Origin of the sequence: Rothia sp. HMSC078H08, from assembly GCF_001808955.1 — a bacterium.
GTDB lineage: Bacteria > Actinomycetota > Actinomycetes > Actinomycetales > Micrococcaceae > Rothia.
In genome coordinates this window covers 41,325-62,085 of sequence record NZ_KV795256.1, presented here as the reverse complement: position 1 = coordinate 62,085, position 20,761 = coordinate 41,325, and the positions used below count along the sequence as shown (strand labels likewise).

Annotated in this window: 12 protein-coding genes; 7 read left to right on the top strand and 5 right to left on the bottom strand. The window is 59.3% G+C overall.

Annotated elements, in window-relative coordinates:
- Positions 1-165: 165 nt before the first annotated feature.
- Entirely contained in the window at positions 166-1,107 is a 942-nt protein-coding gene (locus HMPREF2528_RS05725; protein WP_070543103.1) for a hypothetical protein, read from the bottom strand.
- 427 nt (positions 1,108-1,534) lie between these two features.
- Here HMPREF2528_RS05725 and HMPREF2528_RS05720 point away from each other — a divergent pair, with 427 nt between their 5' ends.
- The 5 genes from HMPREF2528_RS05720 to HMPREF2528_RS05700 all read left to right on the top strand — a co-directional run bounded on the left by HMPREF2528_RS05720 (position 1,535) and on the right by HMPREF2528_RS05700 (position 12,141).
- Positions 1,535-3,220: a type I restriction-modification system subunit M gene (locus HMPREF2528_RS05720; protein WP_070543100.1), complete on the top strand. Its 1,686-nt coding sequence runs from the start codon at positions 1,535-1,537 to the stop codon at positions 3,218-3,220.
- On the top strand, positions 3,220-4,362 hold the full coding sequence (locus HMPREF2528_RS05715) for a restriction endonuclease subunit S (RefSeq protein ID WP_070543096.1): 1,143 nt from the start codon (positions 3,220-3,222) through the stop codon (positions 4,360-4,362). The genes HMPREF2528_RS05720 and HMPREF2528_RS05715 overlap by 1 nt, the downstream gene beginning before the upstream one ends.
- A 117-nt stretch (positions 4,363-4,479) precedes the next feature.
- Complete coding sequence (locus HMPREF2528_RS09200) at positions 4,480-7,356, top strand: hypothetical protein (protein WP_070543093.1); 2,877 nt, start codon at positions 4,480-4,482, stop codon at positions 7,354-7,356.
- Between the two features lie 228 nt (positions 7,357-7,584).
- Positions 7,585-10,854, top strand: a complete 3,270-nt coding sequence (locus tag HMPREF2528_RS05705; RefSeq protein WP_070543087.1) for a type I restriction endonuclease subunit R — start codon at positions 7,585-7,587, stop codon at positions 10,852-10,854.
- 240 nt (positions 10,855-11,094) lie between these two features.
- Entirely contained in the window at positions 11,095-12,141 is a 1,047-nt protein-coding gene (locus HMPREF2528_RS05700) for a glycosyltransferase (protein ID WP_070543082.1), read from the top strand.
- Between the two features lie 148 nt (positions 12,142-12,289).
- Here the strand turns inward: HMPREF2528_RS05700 and HMPREF2528_RS05695 are convergent, their stop codons facing one another.
- On the bottom strand, positions 12,290-13,192 hold the full coding sequence (locus tag HMPREF2528_RS05695; protein WP_070543078.1) for a PIN-like domain-containing protein: 903 nt from the start codon (positions 13,190-13,192) through the stop codon (positions 12,290-12,292).
- A gap of 438 nt (positions 13,193-13,630) precedes the next feature.
- On the opposite strand from HMPREF2528_RS05695, the gene HMPREF2528_RS05690 reads away from it, so the two are divergent.
- Entirely contained in the window at positions 13,631-14,242 is a 612-nt protein-coding gene (locus HMPREF2528_RS05690) for an ANTAR domain-containing response regulator (protein WP_005509159.1), read from the top strand.
- A gap of 257 nt (positions 14,243-14,499) precedes the next feature.
- On the opposite strand, the gene HMPREF2528_RS05685 is transcribed toward HMPREF2528_RS05690, so the two are convergent.
- The 3 genes from HMPREF2528_RS05685 to HMPREF2528_RS05675 form a co-directional block, all read right to left on the bottom strand.
- The gene (locus HMPREF2528_RS05685; protein ID WP_005506231.1) at positions 14,500-14,748 is read right to left on the bottom strand and encodes a hypothetical protein; all 249 of its coding nucleotides are present in this window, start codon (positions 14,746-14,748) and stop codon (positions 14,500-14,502) included.
- Positions 14,749-14,875: 127 nt separating this feature from the next.
- Entirely contained in the window at positions 14,876-15,382 is a 507-nt protein-coding gene (locus HMPREF2528_RS05680) for a PaaI family thioesterase (RefSeq protein WP_070543074.1), read from the bottom strand.
- Positions 15,383-15,514: 132 nt separating this feature from the next.
- Positions 15,515-16,792, bottom strand: a complete 1,278-nt coding sequence (locus HMPREF2528_RS05675; RefSeq protein WP_070543069.1) for a dicarboxylate/amino acid:cation symporter — start codon at positions 16,790-16,792, stop codon at positions 15,515-15,517.
- A gap of 428 nt (positions 16,793-17,220) precedes the next feature.
- Here HMPREF2528_RS05675 and polA point away from each other — a divergent pair, with 428 nt between their 5' ends.
- Positions 17,221-20,232 carry a DNA polymerase I gene (gene polA, locus HMPREF2528_RS05670; protein WP_070543065.1) on the top strand — a complete coding sequence of 1,004 codons (3,012 nt, stop codon included), beginning with the start codon at positions 17,221-17,223 and terminating at the stop codon, positions 20,230-20,232.
- The last annotated feature ends 529 nt before the right edge of the window (positions 20,233-20,761 follow it).

The following is a 20,761-nucleotide window of genomic DNA, read 5'->3' as shown; positions in this document are numbered from 1 at the left end:
TGAGAGTATTTGTGTTCAAGTGTTACGTTTAGTTATTACGCCGAAAAGCCACATGTGTTTCGAAAAGCCACCAAAAACGTGGCTTTTCGAAACACATGTGGCTTCTCGACGAGAGGGGTGTGGATAAGTTGAGCGAATACGGCCCGGTACTTTACCTACCGGATGCTACCTGTTGAACTGCGAAACAATCAGCTCGGCAAGTGCAGGCTGGCATACTACCAGGCTCACAATAGCCAGGAAGAAGCTCATGCTTGCCTCCTGAATGGAGAGGTTGGTGACGGTGCCACGGCGGACTGCAATTACTACGTTAATCGAGTATTTGAAGCACTGAATCAAAGTCCCCAGCATGAAGAGGGCAGCAAGCAGGTTGAGCATAATCAGGGTGAACCCTGCAGTACCGTATGACGCAGTAACTGCCTGAATGAAACGCGCAACCATACTGCCCTGAGGGTGAGACTCGTAGTGTCCGCTGACGGTGGTGTAGATGGTCGCCATGTTGTACTTACCTGCCCCGAGGAGAGCGAGCCAGGTGCCGCCAACAATCGCCAGCAGGGATGCAGGGTAGAGCACATTCAGAATGGCAGATTCAGGTGAGTTGATGCTCTTAGGGCTGAGAAGCTTTACCTGCCAACCGATGAGTACGAGACAGGTAACCCAGCAGGCTGCGAGGATCCAGCTGATAGTGGGCCAGCTGATGAGGAACGCACCCGCGATAAGGAGACTGCCAACAACAGCAAGTGCGATGCTGTCGAAGGCATCGTCATTACTTGCCTGCGTTCCCTTGGAGGAGGCGTGGTTGTGCGTGTGCTGGCTGTTGTCGATGGCGGTGCGGTTACCGTCGCCGCTAATGGCTGCGGAGCCGTTGCCTACATGCTGGTGGGTGTTGTGCACGTGGTTGCCATTGCCGTTGATGGTGCCGACGCTGAGCTTCTGAGTGGTATTTCCCGCTCCGGGGGTGGCGGCTGCCCTCTTGGCGTCATTGTACTTTAAGCGTGCTGCGCGGAAGTTCAAGATATTAGTGGCGAATTGCATGATAGCAGCGGGGAGCGCAAAGATAACGGTGAGCAGAGGGAAACAAATCAATATAACCTTGCTGATAAAGTCCATGAGTTTTTCTCCTATCTGGAGGGGCTGCCCCGGCCCGTTTGGGCCTGCACCGGGGCAGGTGGTGCGGTGTCGTGCAGTGACCTTGTACCTCCACAATAGGGGGAGGGTTTAGGGTAGCTGAGATTTTTTGATTTACCCCGGGGTAAGCGAAAAATTATCGGACTGGGTGCGGGGGAAAGGGAGTATATTCTTTGAATTCCTGCGGGAGGGCGCTTTATAGCAGTCTCCAGAAGCCACATGTGTTTCGAAAAGCCACCAAACATGTTGCTTTTCGAAACACATGTGGCTTCTCGGCGGAAAGAGAGGGGAGGAGGGGGAGATGACCACCCCGGCCACCTCACCTCCGGCCAGCAGGGATAATAGATAGTTAGACACTTACATTGAGGACATCTGGGGTCCACCCCCGGTGACGTTGAAAGGCACAATAATGGCGAAAGCGCCTGTATCTCAGGGGTCGGGTGCCCCTACTACTCCGGCTGAGTTGGCGGAGATGCTGTGGAAGTCCGCGGACATTCTGCGCGGTTCCATGGAGTCCGGCGGTTACCGCGACTTCATGCTGGGCCTGATCTTCTTGAAGTACATTGGTGACACCTTCGATAAGGCTCGCGAGGATGTTCAGCACATGCTGACTGAGGAGTACGGCCTTGAGGGTGAGGCTCTGGCTGAGGAGCTGGAGGAGCCTTCGTACTACCATGCTCGTCATGCATTCTATGTGCCGGTTGGTGCCCGCTGGTCTGACCTGGTGCAGCAGGCGAAAGGTGACCGTGTGGGTGAGCTGGTTGACTCGGCTATGGACGAGATTATGGCTCAGAACCCGCCGTTGCAGGGTGCCCTTGAGCCCATGTATGCGAGTGAGAAGGTGGAGCAGCGCACCCTGGCGCAGGTGATTGATCTGCTGTCGAATGCGAATTTCGCGGCGGTGCGTGATGGTGAGCATTCTTCGTCGAAGGATGTTCTGGGCTTTGTGTATGAGTATTTCTTGGGTAAGTTTGCTCGTGCGCAGGGTCAGAAGGGCGGCGAGTTCTACACCCCGACGACTGTGGTGAATACTCTGGTGGGTATGATTCAGCCGACGAGTGGCCGCGTGTATGATCCGTGCTGTGGTTCGGGCGGCATGTTTGTGCAGTCGAATAATTTTGTGCACCGTGCCGGCGGCGCGTTTGATGACCGCAGTAAGGGTGACCAGCGTGTGCTTGCGTATGGTCAGGAGCGTAACCAGGCGACCTGGCGTTTGGCGCGCCTGAACCTGGCGATTCACGGTATTGATGGTTCGGTGGGCGACCGCTGGCGCGATACGTTCGTTGAGGATTCGCACCCGGGCGAGCGTTTTGATTATGTGTTGACGACCCCGCCGTTCAACATCAAGGAGTGGCACCGGGTTGAGGATGACCCGCGCTGGGTGTTTGGTGTTCCGCCGAAGAATAACGCGAATTTTGCGTGGATGCAGCATGTGTGGTCGAAGCTGGATGTGAAGGGTTCGGCTGCTGTGGTGATGGCGAATGGTTCGTTGACTGCTGATACTGGTGGTCAGGGCGGTATTCGTCGCGCCATGGTTGAGGGCGACGCGGTGGCTGCTGTGTTGGTGTTGCCGCCGAATATGTTTACGACGACGAGCTCCCCGGCGTGTGTGTGGTTGTTGTCGAAGGATAAGTCTGCCGGTGTGAATGGTTCGGTGGACCGTTCGGGTCAGGTTCTGTTTATGGATGCCCGTTCGATGGGCCATATGGTGTCTCGTACTGAGCGTGTGTTCTCTGAGGAGGATATCGCGAAGATTGCGAATACGTGGTGTGCGTGGCGCGGTATGTCGTCGATGTATCATGCGGATGGTTCGCTGGTGAAGGCTGGCGAGGAGCCGACTGCTGGCGTGTATGAGGATGAGGCGGGTTTCTGTTTCTCGGCGTCGCTTGAGGATGTGCGGGAGCAGGACTTTGTGCTGACTCCGGGCCGCTACGTGGGTAGCGCTGTGTCTGAGGGTGAGAGCACCCAGGAGCTGGATGCGCGTATTGCCGGTTTGCGTGAGCAGCTGCTGGATCAGTTCGCTGAGTCGGAGCGTTTGGGCTCGGTCGTGCGTGAGCAGCTGGCCTCACTGGACCTTGAGGGTGGTGAGCTGTAGTGGCTGTACTGTCGGACGCTCAGCGTGAGGCGGGGTGGACTATCGTCAAGCTGGGGGATATATGCGCCTTTGTGGCTGGTTCTGCATTCCCCCAGAAAGAACAAGGAAAAGTCTCTGGCGATTACCCCTTCGCTAAGGTAAAAGATTTGCAGTCTGCTGCGGGGCTTTCATGGCGGAATATTGATAATTGGATTGAAGAATCTCAGCTCAAAACTCTTAAATCCAAAATCATACCGGTTAAGTCGATTGTCTTTGCCAAAATTGGAGAGGGTCTTAAAAGGGAAAGATTTGCCATGTCATCAATACCTATGTGTATTGATAACAACCTAATGGCAGCTGTGCCCTCGGCTGCGGTGAATAATATATGGCTGTATTATAAATTTAAGACGCTAAATATCTCTTCGCTGGTTGCTGGTAGTGCACTTCCTTATCTCCGTGTTCAAGATTTAAAGGATCTGGATATTTCCCTGCCCCCTCTGGAGGAGCAGGAGCGGATTGCTGGGATTTTGGGCTCGCTCGACGACAAAATCGAAGCAAACACCCGCCTCATCCAGACACTAGATTCCTTGGGGGAGGCAGCAACCCGTAAGTATCTAAAGTCAGTTCAAAAAACTCAGAAACTTAATGACATTGCTCATATAGTTATGGGTCAATCTCCGAAGGGAGAGACTCTAAACACTGAGGGTTCTGGAGTTCTCTTTTTCCAAGGTAAAAAAGATTTTGGATTCAGGTACCCCACACCGCGCACATATACAACTGCTGCAACTCGAATGGCAGAACCGCTGGATATTCTGTTCAGTGTTCGTGCTCCGATTGGTGCTCTTAATCGTTCGGTTGAAGCATGTTGTGTTGGGCGAGGTCTGGCAGCTATTCGCTCATCGTGTGGCCAGGAAAATACTCTTTTCTACACTCTGAAAACTAATCCTAATCTCTGGGAGAAATTCGAGGGTGAAGGAACAATTTTTAGTGCCATTAATAAAAAGGGTCTCTCCGAGCTGGATATACCGTTCAGTGAGACTGCTATTTCTAACGGCGTAGAAGATTTTCTAACAAGTGTTGAACAAGAGATTTTCTCTCTTGAACAAGAGAACCTTCAGCTTGCTGAAACCCGTGACGCTCTCATTAAGCGCCTCATTGGCTAGACGCTAGGGGAGCGCCGCATCCGCCCTGCCCGGCCGGTTCACACCGACCGGGCAGGGCGTGCCGCCCTACTACCACGCAATCACCTACTTCACGACCGCCTCAGCAAAGGAGCTACCATGGCACCCACCAACCACCGCACCTACCGGCCCAACAACTCCACCTACAGCGCCCTCGCTGAACTTGTCGCACCCTACAGCCTCTCACGCATCCAGCTCACCGAAGCCGTCGGCATCGCCACCAAACCCACCGTCAACACCTGGGTCAAACAGTGCTGCCCCAACCTCCCGCAGGGCACCCCCGTGCCCCTCGCACCCATCCTGCGCTACCTGCACGAGACGCACCTGCCCGACCCCAAAAAGTGGCCCAGCAGCTACTCCTACGACCGGTACATCCTCGAAAATATCACCGCGCGCATGCTCGCCCGCGTCGTAGCCGCCACTTTCAGCACCGATCACCCGCACAGCAGCAACTACCGCGCACTCCTCGCACTCATCGCAACCCTTGTGCTCCTCGCAGGCACCTGGGAAGGGTCAGAAGAAACCTTCCTCACCCTGCTCAACCCCGAGCCCAACGCAGACGCTGAAGAAGAACTGCAACAGTCCATCGAATCCGCCTCCGAAGCCCTGCACCCCATCCTCACCGAACTGCTCGTACCCGCACTCCGCGCCGCCCGAGGCACCTTCACCACCAACGAAGCGCAGCTCCTCACCAGCTACGCGCTCGCCGCCGGATACTACGCAGGCGCCCACCCGCACGAAACCCTCAACAGCATCCACACATCACTCGCCGCCGCAGACCGCACCAACGCCCTACCCGACGCCGAGCTCATCCGCTACGTAGCCGACTTCCTCAACGCCGGCTCCTACACCACCCACCACGACCTCGCCTTCGGCGGTAGCGAACCCGACCGGCGTAACCTCATCCTGCACGGAGGATACGGCAGCTACGAAACCGCCGCGCACCTCGTCGCCTACCTGCCCCAGGCCCACCAGGCTATCGCCTTCAGCGCCACCGGCGGGCACGGTACCGGCGCGCTGACGGACGAACGCCGACCCGACTTCACCCTCTACCTCTGCTACCTGCTCCTCACCGACGAGGACTCCGCCGAACAGCAGGCCGCAGACCTCTACCACGCCGAACGCTGGGCCGAACAACAGAGCCGCGCCACCGGCGGGAAAACCACCAGCAGCACGGTGCAGGAAAAGGCCCCCAACCCCGCAGCAACCCTGCCTGAGGCGGCTGCCAACCACCTCATCATCCTGCCGCTCGACACCCCCTCGGGCACCCCTGACAACCTTGCCGAACAGCAAGAGGAAGCCTGGGCCGCCCTCGAGAACCTCGCCTACACCGTTGACGAAGGCATCGGTACGGACGGGGCCATTACCTACCCGGTGCGCGCCGGCGAATATCTTGCCGTCCTCGCACCCCTGGACGTACTCGCAGGCTTCGGTCGCCACCTCAAAGCCGCACACCGCGGCGAAGAAACCCGCCAAGACAAGCTCGTCGACGACTTCCTCACCGCCATCACCGTGCAGCCCGGCAACCACGGCATGCGCCTACGCGCCGTCATCGACCTCGGCCCCGAACACCTCAAAGTCAACACCAAAACCCGCCTCGGCCTGGGCCTCTTCAGCATCTTCGCGCCCGGAAGCAAACCCCAGGGATCCGTCTACCTAGGCTCCCTCGACGACGAGAAACTCTACACTCTCGCCGAACGCTCCAACACGCCGGTGCTGACTCCAGTCGCCGAACTCGTCGCAAACACCGCCCGCGGCTACCTCGAACGCGGCGAAATCGGCTCCGAAGACATCATTCGCGGCGTCATCGTAGCCTCCGACGCGCTCAAAAACGCCTCTTTCGACGAGCTGCACATCAACCCGGTCTCCAACAACACCCCCGAAGAAAGCCTCAGCCTACTCACCAGCCTCACCCGAGACCTACCCGCACTCCTCGAAACTCTCCCCACCGGCCTGCCCGTAACCGTGCCGCACCTTCGCACCCCCGAAGACGAACGGTCCATTCCGCACGGCGAAGAATACGACATCACCATCAACCAGCTCATCAAAACCGAGAAAGTACTCACCAAAATCACCGGCCGCCAGGTCACCGGCACACGCTACGGCGATGTCGAAAACAACAGGAAACGCATCCGTGTTCTCGATGCGCACGCCCTTGGCCACTACGCACGCTACGGTGTGCTGCCCGCTGAGAGCCACTACCTGCGCGCCCTCGACCTGACCGAAGGCACCCAGCTCACCCAAGCTAACGACATTGTCATCTACCCCGCCTACGACCAGGCCTACGGCGGTCCCGCCGTCTACCTGAGCGAACACGGGGGAGAGGCCATCGGCCCGGGCATGACCGTACTTCGATTCCGCCACTACACCCCCAGCCGGTCCAGCCTGCACGCCACCAGTGAATACGTTCAGCGTGCCCAGCTACTCGCGCACCTTCTGCGAGCGCTCCTCAACGGCCTAGCCGAGGGCACCGCCCTCAGGATCAGCACCCACCTTGCCCCCGAAAAGCGCAAGACCAGCACAGACATCAGGGGCTGGGAGAAGCAACCGCTGCCCCATATTGACGGTCTGGCGTGGAACAACAATGACCTCGAATGGTTCAGTGAAAAGCCTGAGACTGACAGTGCTGAAGCCGGAAACTCCGAGGCTGAGGGTGACGCACCCGAAAACGCGGACGCATACGTCACCCACCCCGTTGCACGCTACCTCACTCAGGAACTCAACGCCTTCGACGAGGTGGAAGCCGCCCTGGCTGAAGCCTTGCAGCATGTGCGTGCCGTCCGTGGACGTTACGAACGGGACCTCATGGCTAATCGCCTAGACCTTCGCTCCACCTGGGAGGCCGATGCTGAGCGGAAACGCCTTGAGGCAGAAGAAGCTGCGCGAATCCGACAAGCCCTGAAAGCTCTGGCGGCTGAAATGGCCACTTCAGAAGAATCCACTCCAGGAGAATCCGACGAGGAACAGCCCCACTAACTGCCCGGATACTCCCCTCAACAGTGCGCCCCGGGGTAATCAACCCAGCACCTCAGCGCGTTCGCTTACCCCGGGGTAAAACACAATAACGACATTCCCCCTCGTCATCAGGCATTCTAGAGATATACAACGCCGCACAGCTCACCACAGAAAATGAGCAACCGGCACACAGGCAAAGTATTCACACAACATGCAAGGTGCAAGACACCAGCAACGAAAGGAGCCACCGTGGCTGAAAAGAACTGGGAACTGAGCGTCCTCTCTGAACTCGCAGATAAGGGCTGGGAGCTAACCAACGGATCCGGTATTCAGGCAGACACCACCTACGAAGAGCGCGTACGGGCAACCCGCGTTCCGGACTCGATTCTGCCCAACTACAAGGCGTTCCGTCACGGCCGTGAATCCCGTGAATCCCTCATCATCCCCGGCGAGGTCAAGGAAGCCCTGCGCCGCCTCAACCCGGACGCCACCGAAGACCACGTGCAGAAGGCCTACACCACCCTGACTCGCCGCCGCAGCGCCAACATTATGGCTGAGAACAAAGAAGCTCTCGGCTACATGAGCGCCGGCATCCCCGTGGAAATGAAGGCACCCGACGGCACCCTGCGCACCCGCAACCTGCAGGTCATATCCGCAGACCCCGCCCAGAACACCTACCTGGCGGCGCAGCAGGTCACCGTCTTCTCCAGCGGACGCACCTACCGCCTGGACGTGGTGCTCTACTGCAACGGCCTGCCCGTAGGCATCATCGAGCTCAAAGATCAGGACAAGAAGCTCACCGAAGCCTACAACCAGATGAACACCTACCAGCGTGAAATCCCGCAGGCATTCATCTACAACATCGTCACCATCATGGGGCAGGCCGACCACGCACGCTACGGCACCATCGGCACCCCGCTCTCGCACACCGCCCAGTGGAACTACAACGCCGAAGGTGCAGAAACCCCCAACGGTACCTACCACGACGATAACGGCCAGCACAGCACCCCGCTCAACCGCATCATCCAGGCCTTCGGAACCCCCGAAATTCTGCTCGACATGATGCGCCACTTCACCCTCTTCGTAGGCACCGGCAGCGAAGAAGGCAGCAAGTCCTACGTCAAGATCCTCGCCAAGGCACACCAGTACTACGCCGTCCGCGAGGCACTCGACCGCGCCGTGAAGACCCACACCGGCAGGGGACAGGTAGGCGTCGTCTGGCACACCCAGGGCTCCGGCAAGTCCTACTCCATGCTGTTCTTCGCCCGCGCCGCCATGCGTGAAAAGGCGCTGCACAACCCCACCATCGTCGTGGTCACCGACCGCACCGACCTGGACAGCCAGCTCTACACGACCTTCCTGAACGCCAAGGACATGCTCCCCGAGGAACCCGTCCAGTTCGATTCGCGCCGTGAACTGAAGAACCGCCTGAACGACATCCAGTCCGGAGGTATCTTCTTCACAACCTTGCAGAAGTTCGGCATGGAAGACCCCGACGAGAAGTTCCCGCAGCTCTCCGACCGCTCGAACATCATCGTCATGGTGGACGAGGCACACCGCTCCCACTACGACACCCTGGAAGGATACGCACACAACCTCAACACCGCCCTGCCCAACGCCAAGTACATCGCGTTCACCGGCACCCCCATCGACAACAAGACCGGTAACACCACCGCAGTCTTCGGCGACTACATTCACACCTACGGCTTCGACCGCGCCATTGAAGAAGGCGCAACTGTCCCGCTGCTCTACCAGCCGCGCCACATTAAGATGGCAACCACTGAAGGCAGCGAAGAAATCGGCCAGTCCATTGAGGAGCTGACTGATGCGCTGGAACTCGAAATGGCCAATAAGACCAAGCTTGAGCAGACCCAGATTATGAAGCTGCTGGCCTCTGACGAGCGTCTGGACGAGGTCGCGAAGAACATTGTCGAGCACTGGGAAGAACGCCGCGAGCTCATGCGTGAAGAAATGAGCGGCGGCATCGGCAAGGCCATGGTGGTTACCTCCGGTCGTGAGCACGCCGTGCGACTCTTCCACAAAATCATCGAGAAGCGTCCCGACTGGGCCCCCGAAGGCCCCGAAGACATCAACGGTGGCCGCGTGCAGGTGCTGATTTCCGGTACCACGAGCGACACGGAGGAGCTCGCACCCTTCCGCCGCAACAAGGCCGATTCCCGTGCGGTTGAGCGTCGCATCAAGGATCCCGAAAACCAGTTGGAAATCATTGTGGTGGCCGATCGTCTGCTCACCGGCTTTGACGCCCCCGTACTGCACACCATGTACATGGACCGTCTGCAGAAGGAACACAACCTGATGCAGACCATCGCCCGCATCAACCGCACCTACAAGGAAAAGCAGTCCGGTCTGATTGTTGGCTTCCTGCCCTTGCACACCAACCTGCGCAAGGCCCTGAAGCAGTACGCCACCGGTGGTGAAGAGGTCAACTTCAACCCCGTAACCCGCGGCGAGAAGCTGCTGGAAGACTTCAAGACCTCCTACGCGCAGCTCACCGAATACCTGGGCATCGACTGGTACGCCATGGCTGAAAGCCGCGGAAATGGCGTAGACCCGCGGGAATACGAACGCATGCTGACCCTGGTACAGAGCAAGATCCTGGGTTACGAGCAGGACGCGGAACGCGCACCTCATGGTGATGCACCGCAGGTCTCTAAGCTCCTGAGCCACATCATCGACCTGTACCGACAGCTCATTCCCCTCAAGGACAAGGAGGAAGTATCTAAGGCCCTGACCCCGGCCATGATTGCGCGACTCGAATTCCTGCGTGAAGTACACAAGGGCGTGAAGAACCGCCGCCTGACCAACCGAGCCTTCGAACAGACCATCAGCGCTGAAGAAATCAAGAAGCAGATGGAACGCCTGTTCAACGAGGCCGTGGAGACCGGTGGCACCAACATCATCACGGTGAATGCCAACGGTGAGAGCGCTATCGACCTGCGTCAGCTGACCGATTCGGCAATCGAGCAGCTGTCCGGCACGGATGCGGCCGCTCTGGTAGCTCAGAACGCCGCCGACCTGGTGACCATGCAGATTCAGAACTCCCTGGAAGGCCAGCAGGCACGAGTCGTCTACTTCATGAAGCGTCTGGAAGAGCTGCTCAAGCGCTACAACGCCTTTGAGAATAAGAGCAGCAAGGAGCTTGAAGAGCTACTGCTCGCTGTTCGCTCGCTGGCTACCGAGGCTGAGAATGACGCCGAACGTGGCCGCCGCCTGGGCCTGTCTGCTCGCGAGGTGCGAGTCTACGACGAGCTGTGCGCAATCGACATTCTGACTCAGGTACTCACTGAGGAGGAGCTTGTCATGTTGGCTCGCCAGCTGAAGGACTCCGTTGCGGATGCTGCGGCTCTGGATGCGGCGGATAACACCGGCAAGGCTAAGCTGAAGGTGCAGATTCGCGGTAAGCTGTTGCGTTTCCGCCCGGTGATTGAGCGCGTCGGCGCTGTGTTTACGGATGTTGTGGATGAGGTTGCCGGCCACCTAGGAGATCTGAACTTCTAATTAATCGCCGAGAAGCCACATGTGTTTCGAAAAGCCACCAAAGACGTGGCTTCTCGAAACACATGTGGCTTTTCGCGGTTAGTGGGCGGGTAATGACGACGGGCAGCACACGATGCGGGGCTCTGGGATATTCTGAAACTAGAAGATGCGTAGCGAGAAAAAGTGCCGACCCCTCAGGCGGTCCCGAGCATCGCACACCATACAACCCAATTCACCCCGAACCTCAGTGAAGGAGCTACCATGGCAGCCACCCACCTCCCCGGAACTCTTCCCGACCCCAACTACCAGCCCACCTACCGTTCCAACGGCGCGGGCGACGACCTCGCCGCACTCGTTGCACCGTACAGCCTCTCGCGCGTCCAGCTCGCTGAGGCTACCGGTATCGCTGACGAGGCTACCGTGAACAGCTGGGTTGAGCAGTGCTGCCCCGAACTCGCGGCGGATGCTCCCGCGCCCCTCGAACCCGTGCTGCGATACCTGGACGAAACCTACCTTCCCGACCCCGCAAACTGGCCCGGCGATAACGCCTACGACGAGTACATCCTCGAGAACATTGCCGCGCGCATGCTCGCCCGCGTTGTTGCTAACACTTTCGCCGCTGACCGTTCCGGCGACTACCGTGAACTTCTCGCACTCGTTGCAACCCTTGTGCTGATTGCCCGCTACTGGGAGGGCACCGATGAGGCTTTCCTGACCCTGCTCAACGCCGAGCCCACCGCGGAGGCGGAAGAGTCCCTGCAGGAGGCTATCGCGAACGCCCCCGAGTCCCTGCACCCGCTCCTGGCCGAGCTTCTGCTGCCCGCCCTGCGTGAGGCGCGCGGCACCTTCACCGCCGCCGAGGCGCAGCTACTCACCGGCTACGTTCTTGCCGCCGGATACTACGCGGGTGAGCACCCCTACGAGACTCTGAACGGCATCCACGTTGCGTTCGATGCGGATGACCTCACCCTGCCCGATGCTGAGCTGATGAGCCGTGTTGAGGACGTCCTCAAGGCTAACTTTTCCGCCGCTCGTGCGGGTGCAAACACTACCGACAACCCGGAGCCGCACTACGTCACCCTGCCTGGTGACCAGGACGGCTACGAAACCGCCGCGCACTTGATCGCCGCCCTGCCTCAGGCGCATGACGTTATTGCTTTCAGCACCCCTGAGGGTGATAACACGGAGACGCTCGCCGCCGACCGCCGCGCCGCTTTCACCCTGTACTTGTGCTACCTGATGCTCGGTGATGACGAGTCTTCGGAGGGGCGCGCCGCTGAGCTGTACCGCGCCAGCCGTGAGAACTAGGTTTTCGCGCCCTACTTTGATTCTGTAGACACCTTGCCCGCAGACGCTAAGAAGCCACATGTGTTCGAAACACATGTGGCTTCTCGCGGTTAATGGTGGTGGGTGTGGTGTGGTGGGATTATTCTCAACGGTGACTGTGCACGGCGATTTACACAGCTACGGGCTGTTCCGCGCGAATCGCATTATAGGTAGCGTCGCTGACGGTCACACCGTACTGCTCGGAGGCGAGCCGCAGAATCTCCTCAACCGTGTAGATGCGGAATACGCCGCCTCCGGTTGCCTTAGCGTATTCACGCAGTAGCTGACGGTTCGCGAGCTGACGTACGGGTTCGCCGCCCGATGCGGCGCGTACCTGCTGACCGTTGCGTAGCCAGGTGTCGCGCACACCGCCGGTGACGAAGACGCAGTCGGTGCCCTTCACACGGGTGGTTGCTTCGGTAACGCACTGGTTCCAGAGCGCGAAGTCGGCGTCAAAGCTGGCGTTAGCGAGCAACGGGTGGCCCTGTGCGAGGGCTTCGCGGCACTGCTGTTCGTGGCGTTCGGGGCTGGGTGCCGCACCCACGTGGCCGGTGAAGATGCGGTTCAGTCGCGGCAGGATCGTGTCGTCTTCGCGGCGTGCCATGTTGATGGATCCGGTGTCGGTGGTGGGTTCAAGGATCTTCATGATCTGCGCGATGGAGTGGTCCAGCTGGTGCGTGACTGAACGCAGTGCGCTCCAGGGGGAGTTGCGTTCTTCGGGCAGGGTTTCTTTGAAGGATGCGAGCGCTGAGCGGACGCGGTCTGCGGCGGCGGGTACGGGGGAGGCGCCGTCGAGTGCTGCCCAGAATTCTTTGAGTGCCTGGTGGGGGAGGAAAGCGTGTCCGCGCAGCTGCGAGTAGACGCGGAGGATTTCGTCGCTGATGTGGGTTGGGTAGTTGTAGAGGCTTGCAAGCGCGGTGGAGTCGAAGGCGATGAGAATTCCGGGGTGAATGGAAGTCAGCGGGGCGCGATCGAGTTCCTTGTACTCGACGAAGTCTGAGTACAGGGTGCGTGCTTGACGGGTGATTGACATGAATCCCCTCCGGGTATCGAGTATGGGTGGTCAAATGTGAGTGCCGGAGAAGTCGAGGAGAATACCTATTTCAGTGTATCGGCCTTCTGCGGCGCGTGATGGGGTTTCGATATAAATATTTTGTTTATTACTTTTGTGTCTAACCCGAGGGGGTGTTAGTGCATGTCAGAGTCATTTTCGGGTCCATGTTTTAGGTGTGAATTTCGCCGCGTGACCTCTACGTTGTGCGGTTTTGTTTTCACAGTCATGAGCAGTATAGAACAAAAATGTGCATTAATATGCAAAATCTGATGGAGGGTCACAAAATGGCGTCAGAAAACTTTTTCAACATGCACATAGGACGCATATAACACACCTGGGACAAGGCGAGAAAGTAGATGAACATTTATTCCCTCCTGTAGACTTTAAGTGATTCAAATTTGATAAAGGAGAAGAGTAATGTCAGAGCTGACCACTCAAAACCAGGCGGAGGAGCAGGGTCCCGCTCGCACCGTCGTCGTGGCTGAAGATGAGGCATTGATTCGCCTCGACATCGTCGAAATTCTGAAGGACCAGGGTTTCGATGTTGTTGCAGAAACCGATAACGGCAAGACCGCTGTCGAGCTAGCGCAGAAGCACCGCCCCGACCTCGTCCTCATGGATGTGAAGATGCCGATTATGGACGGCATCACCGCAGCCGAAGAAATCGCGAAGGAGCAGATTGCTCCCGTCGTTCTGCTGACTGCATTCAGCCAGAAGGAACTCGTTGACCGTGCCGTTGAGGCAGGCGCTATGGCGTACGTCGTCAAGCCGTTCTCCCCGAACGATCTGGTTCCCGCCATTGAGGTGGCAATTAGCCGCTATGAGCAGATTCGCGCTCTCGAGAAGGAAGTGGGCACCATCCGCGACCAGTTCGAGACCCGCAAGCTCGTTGACCGCGCAAAGTCGCTGCTCATCACCAAGATGAACCTGACCGAGCCGGAAGCATTCCGCTGGATTCAGAAGACCTCCATGGACCGCCGCCTGTCCATGCGCGAAGTTTCTGACACCATCATCAAGCAGCTCTCCTAAGCACAAGACGTGCAAAGTACGTGACAGTACAGGTACGAATGCACGCTACGGCGAAGACTAGGAATCGTCGATGAGCACACACGGCTGGTGCAGTGATGAACCAGCACCTTTATTCATGACACACAAACGCCCCACCCCTCACGATGAAGCTGAGGGACGGGGCGTTCGTGTTTAACGGTTCGCGTGTATAACGGCTCGCGGGTGTGCGTTGTAAACCGGGCGCTTAGCGCGGGCGGGAACCCGGCGCTACACGGAACTTAACGCAGGTAGCGGTTCAAATCGTCTTCGTCATTGTTCGGGCCGCTGATGGGGCGGTCCGTGGGGGAGCCAGCCCAGAGCATGCCGCCGGTACCGAGCATCACGCCCAGCCACCAGAAGCTACCGGGGTTGTTGATAGCGGTCACCAGGCACACCAGCATCACGCCGATTGCGATGGGCAGGACAATGCGCTTGGCGCGCACAATCTTCGGGTAACGCTTGAAATAGGGGGTGCGCTCGCGGGCCATGGTGCTCCTTCTGGTCGTACCTTCTGGTGGGGTGTTGGCGGGTGCCGTGTACCCCGTGCTTCTACGATTTTAGGCTACTTGCGTAGGCTGTAGGACTTTATACTGCGGGAGATTATGCAGTGGGAGTTTATGCAGTGGGGCGGGGAATCAGCATATTGGTGATACGCGCGGTGCAGGTGGTGCGGCCGCGCTCATCCACAATGTCGATGGAGTGGATGCACAGGGTGCGTCCGAGCTTGACGGCGGTGCAGGTTGCGGTAACCACACCGGAGACTGCCGGGCGCACGTGGGTTGCGTTGATGTCCACTCCGACTGCTACGAGGTTTTCGCCGCCGTGTACACCCGCGGAGAGCGATCCGAGGGTCTCTGCGAGGACCACGTTGGCGCCGCCGTGCAGCAGGCCGATGGGCTGGGTGTTACCGGCGACGGGCATGGTCGCGACGGTGCGTTCTGCGGTGAGTTCCTGGAACTTAATGCCCATGGCGGGGATGAGCTCGCCCAGACCGCGGGGGAAGTAGGGGTGTAGGTGCTCGGGGATGCCGCTTTCGGTCAGCTGCGCCTTGATTTCTTCTGCGCTGAGGGTGGTGGGTGCTGCCGCGCGGACGGGTGCGTGGTGTGTGTTGTTTTCAGTCATGACTTCCAGTGTACTCCGCGGTTAGAGTTCCTTTGACACGATGACCGGTTTCTTGGCTAGCTTCCGGGTACGGGTCAGCCCCGCCTCCTACAGGGGAGGCGGGGCTGAAAAACGCTATGGAAGCGGAGAGGATTAGGCGGAAATAGCTTCTGCCTTTTCGATGTCCTCGTCGCGGATTTCCTTATCGGGGTTCGCTCCGATTGCCTTGGAGATACGCTCGGTCAGGGCTGCGATGGTCGCGTCACCGGTCACGTTGGTTGCGGTGCCGAAGGAGTCCTGAGCCAGGTACAGGGCAATCATCAGGGCAATCATGGAGGCATCGAAACCAAGCATGGACTGCAGCAGACCGATTGCGGTCATCACGCCACCGCCGGGAACGCCGGGAGCGGCAACCATCATCACGCCGAGCACCAGAATCATGGGGATCAGGCTACCGAAGTCGGGGTGCTGGCCGGTCATGAACAGCACTGCCACCGAGCAGGAGGTAATGGTAATCATGGAGCCGGAGAGGTGAATGGTCGCGCACAGCGGAATCGCGAAGTCCACCACGCGGGGGGAGATGCCAGCCTTCTTCGCCGAACGCACGGTCACCGGGATGGTCGCAGCCGAAGACTGGGTACCGATTGCGGTGAAGTATGCCGGGAGCATGGTCTTGAGCATCTGGATGGGGTTGCGGCGAGAAATCGCGCCAGCCACCGAGTACTGCAGTGCCAGGGTGACCCAGTGCAGAATAATCACCATGACGAACACAAGACCGAAGACGGAGAGGATCTTCGCCACCTGACCGGCGAGGGTCATGTTTGCGAACACGCCCACAATGTGCACCGGCAGCAGGGGGATAATCACGTAGCCGAGCATCTTCTCAACGATGACCTGGAAGTCCTCGAAGAGGTTCAGCATCGCACGGGTCTTCAGTGCGGTAATACCCAGGCCCAGGATGAAGGAGAGAATCAGTGCGCTCAGCACGCCCATAATCGGGGTCAGCTCGAAGGAGATGTAACCCTTGGACAGTGCGTTCTCGGGGTTATCGAAGGAAGCGAGCTGCTGACCCTTCAGGATGATGGGGTAGAGCAGCAGTGCGCAGGTCAGTGCCAGGAAGCCAGCAAGGATGCTGGAGATGTACGCCAGACCCACGGTGATGCCGAGCATCTTGCCCGCACCCTGCGCGAGGGAACCAATGCCGGGCACGATGAAGCCGATAATAATCAGCGGAATCGCGAAGCTCAGGAAGGCACTGAATACGGTAGAGAAGGAGACGAAGAGCTGCACAATGAGGTCGGTGGGGATGGCTGCGCCGGTTGCGTCATTGATGCCGCTAATCATTCCGGGGGTCAGCAAGCCGATGAGCACACCCGATGCGATCGCGATGATAATCCACGCGAGGAGGGGAAGTTTTTTGAGTGCCTTCATAGTTTCCTAAATGAGGGTTCGTTGTGTGTTAAGCGCGGGAGGTGCCCTCACGGTCCGGTGGATCCTGCCGGTGAATTCTGGGTAGAGTTCTGCCTATGAATACACAGGGTGTGGGGGTTTCCTACGCTGGAGGCGATAATAAGGTTATATATTATCTGGAAACCGTATTATTATCCACCTCACATAGTGGCTTGGGGCACAATTTTCGGGAGAAAAACTTACCAAACGCACCCCACCGGCACCTATATATGAGGTAAAACTCTTTCCACACACCCCGTTATTCCGCTATATGGCACAGCGCCAGCACCCAATACGGTACAGGCGCCTCCCCACAGGGCTGACCAGCAGCCACCACAAAACCACCCATCACGAAACCCTCTGTCACGAAGCCAGCCACCGAGAAAACTCAGACTCGATACACTAGAGGAGTGACTACAGAGAACAAAACCCTCCTGCTCATTGACGGACACTCCCTCGCCCTACGCTCCTTCTTCGGCATCTACACCATGGCTGAAAAGACCGGACAGCACATCTTCGTGCGCAGCGACGGCCAGCACACCGAAGCTGTCCACGCCTTCCTCTCCACCCTGCTGAGCATCATCAAAGACAACCAGCCCAGCCACATCGCCGTAGCCTTCGACCTGCCCGGCGGCACCTTCCGCACCGCCGAATACGGCGAATACAAGGGCGGCCGCAACGCCATCCCCGAAGCCTTCAACGGCCAAATCGACCTCATCAAAAAGATGCTCGGCGCGCTCAACATCCCTGCGCTCACCTACGAAAACTACGAAGCCGACGACATCGTCGCAACCCTCACCCGCCGCGGCACCGAAGCCGGCTACAAGGTTCTCATCCTCTCCGGCGACCGCGACATCTTCCAGCTCGTCACCGACGACGTCACCCTGCTCTACCCGGTCACCACTGGCCCCTCCAAGGGTATTCAGCGCATGGACCCCGCCGCCGTCGAAAAGAAAACCAAAGTACCCCCGCACATGTACCCCGACCTCGCCGCCCTCACCGGCGAACAGGCGGACAACCTGCCCGGCGTACCCGGCGTAGGCCCCGGCTTCGCCGCCAAATGGCTCGGCGAATACGGCTCCCTGCAGGGTGTGCTCGACAACCGCGACAAGATTGGCGGCAAGAAGGGCGAGGCGCTGCGCGAGAACGTGGATAACGTGGTGCGCAACCGTCGCCTCAACCAGCTCGTCAACGACCTCGACCTGAACGTCACCCTCGAAGACACCGCATTCACCCCCGACCTGGATGCACTCAACACCTTCTTCGACGAAGTAGAGTTCCGCACCATCCGCAAGCGCGCCGCCGACACCCTCGGCCCCATCGTGCGCGCCGCCGGATCCGCAGGCGCTACTAGCTCCGCCGCAGAAGCAGGGGAGGAGGGCGCCCCCAAGAAGGCACCCACCGGCCCCGTCTACGCACCCATCAATACCAGCGCACCCACCAAAAACGCAGACGCAGCAGCATTCCGCGCCTTCTGTTCCGCCGCAGCCGAAGAAAACTACGGCACCGACGAACAGGGCGCGCCCATCGCTGTACCCGAACGCCTCGAAGGCGCCGTGACCCTCTACCCGGTCACCAACCTGCCCGTAGCGCGCCCCGCCATCGGCGATGCCCCCGCCGTCAAGGTCACCAAAACCAAGATCCGCGCCGCCGAAGAAAACCCCGAACTGCTCGGCGTGCTCCTCACCAGCAAGAACACCAGCCTCTGGATCGACACCCGCAGCATCGACCCGGAACTCGACGCCGCCCTCGCCGCCTGGCTCTCCGACGAAGCCGCCCGCAAAATCGTCATGGACCTCAAGGTTCAGCGCAAACTCCTGCGCGCCTACGGCTACGAACTCGCCGGCGCCGTCGAAGACCCCGCACTGTCCTCCTATATGTGCGGCTTCATCCCCACCGCAACCCGCAAGCTCTTCTCTGAACGCATGGAAGACCTCGCCGAACGCTACCTCTGGATCCCCAAGGACCCCTACGCGCAGCTCGTCTTCCAGCCCGAAGAAGAAGAGACAGAACCCTCCCTCTTCAGCCTGCCCGGCGAAGCCGAACCCGTGGAAAACCTGCGCTACTTCACGCAAATCAGCCGCATCATTCACGAACTCGCACGTCTGCTGCACTACGAAATGGAAGAGCACGGCCAGCTGAAGGTCTACGAAGAAATCGAACTGCCGCTACTCTACGTCCTCGCAGACATGGAGCAGGCAGGCATCGCCGTCTCCGACGCGCTCCTTGCCGAACTGCACGACACCTTCTCCGCACGCGCCAACCAGGCGCAGGAATCCGCCCGAGCCATCATCGGCGGGGAGGTCGCCACCGAGGACGGCGAAGAACCCCTCAACCTCGCCTCCGTCAAACAGCTGCAGACCGTGCTCTTCGAGACCCTCGGCCTGCCGCACACCCGCAAGATTAAGTCCGGCTACTCCACCGACGCCGAATCCGTCACCGAGCTGCTCTCCAAGATCTCGCCTGAATCCGACGGCGCAGCCTTCCTTGGTGCGCTCATCGCCTACCGCGACAACATCAAGCTCGCCCAGACCGTCGAGGGCCTGCAGAAGGCCGCCACCGAGGACGGACGCGTGCACACCACCTTCCAGCAGGGCGCCGCATCCACCGGTCGACTCTCCTCGACCGCGCCGAACCTGCAGAACATCCCGATTCGCACCGAGGAGGGCCGCCGCATCCGCGGTGCCTTCATCGTGGCTCCCGAGCCCATCGACGGCGTGGAGTACGAGGGTCTGCTCACCGCCGACTACTCGCAGATCGAAATGCGCATCATGGTGCACCTCGCCGCCGACGAGAAGCTTATCGCAGCCTACGAAGCGGGGGAGGACCTGCACCGTTACGTCGGCTCCGAGGTCTTCGGTGTCGCCCCCGAGGACGTCACCCCCGAGCAGCGCTCCAAGGTCAAGGCCATGTCCTACGGTCTGGCATACGGTCTGTCCCGCTTCGGCCTCGCCAAGCAGCTGAACATCAGCTCCGACGAAGCGGGCGAACTGCGCACCAACTACTTCAAGCGCTTCGGACGCGTGGGACGCTTCCTGCGCGGCGTGCTCAAGCAGGCACACCAGGACGGCTACACCGAAACCATTTTCGGTCGCCGCCGCGTGCTGCCCGACCTGGACTCGCCCAACCGTGTACGCCGAGAAGCCGCCGAACGTGCCGCCCTCAACGCCCCGATTCAGGGCACCGCCGCGGACATCATCAAGATCGCCATGATCAACATTCACCGCCGTCTGCGCGAAGAGGGCCTGAAGACCCGCATGCTGTTGCAGGTGCACGACGAAATCATCCTCGAAGTCGCCACCGGTGAGCGTGAAGCCGCCGAACGCGTGCTCGTCGAGGAGATGAGCGGTGCCGCCTCCCTGCGTGTTCCTCTGGATGTGCAGGTCGGCTGGGGCAAGTCCTGGCAGGAGGCGGGCCACTAGGTTCGTTTCCTCGGCTTCCGCTTGGAAAGGCGGGTATCGTCCTCGTTCCTACAGGTAGGGGGTGGGTGGGTACGCTATACCCTTCCTTCGCTCCTGCAGGGGAACCCACCCTCTCGGGTGCTCCGCTCTTCCTTGCTTCGCTGCGGAGAGCACCCGAGAGGGTACCCTGATGTCGCTTCCGGAGGGTATAGCTACCCCTCGTTCCAGCCTGGTGCGAGCATGAGGAGGGGCGGTGTCGTCCGTAGTGACATCAGGGTGCCCGAAGCGAAGCGAGGGCGGGTGCCCCTGTAGGAACGAGGACGAGCACAGCCCCTCGCATCCCAGCGTTACTAAAACCGCAAATAAGTACGGGAATCCCGGGCGCGTAACCATTGACGACACGCCCGGGATTCCCGTACACTATTAATCGCGTGTACCAACGTACGGGTTTTCTATGCTCTTTTTCTCCTTAAGAAAACGGGGAGAAAACGGGCACGGACTGCTCGTGCACCCTGCTGAGAGCATCTGCTTCCGGTGGGTGGTACACATT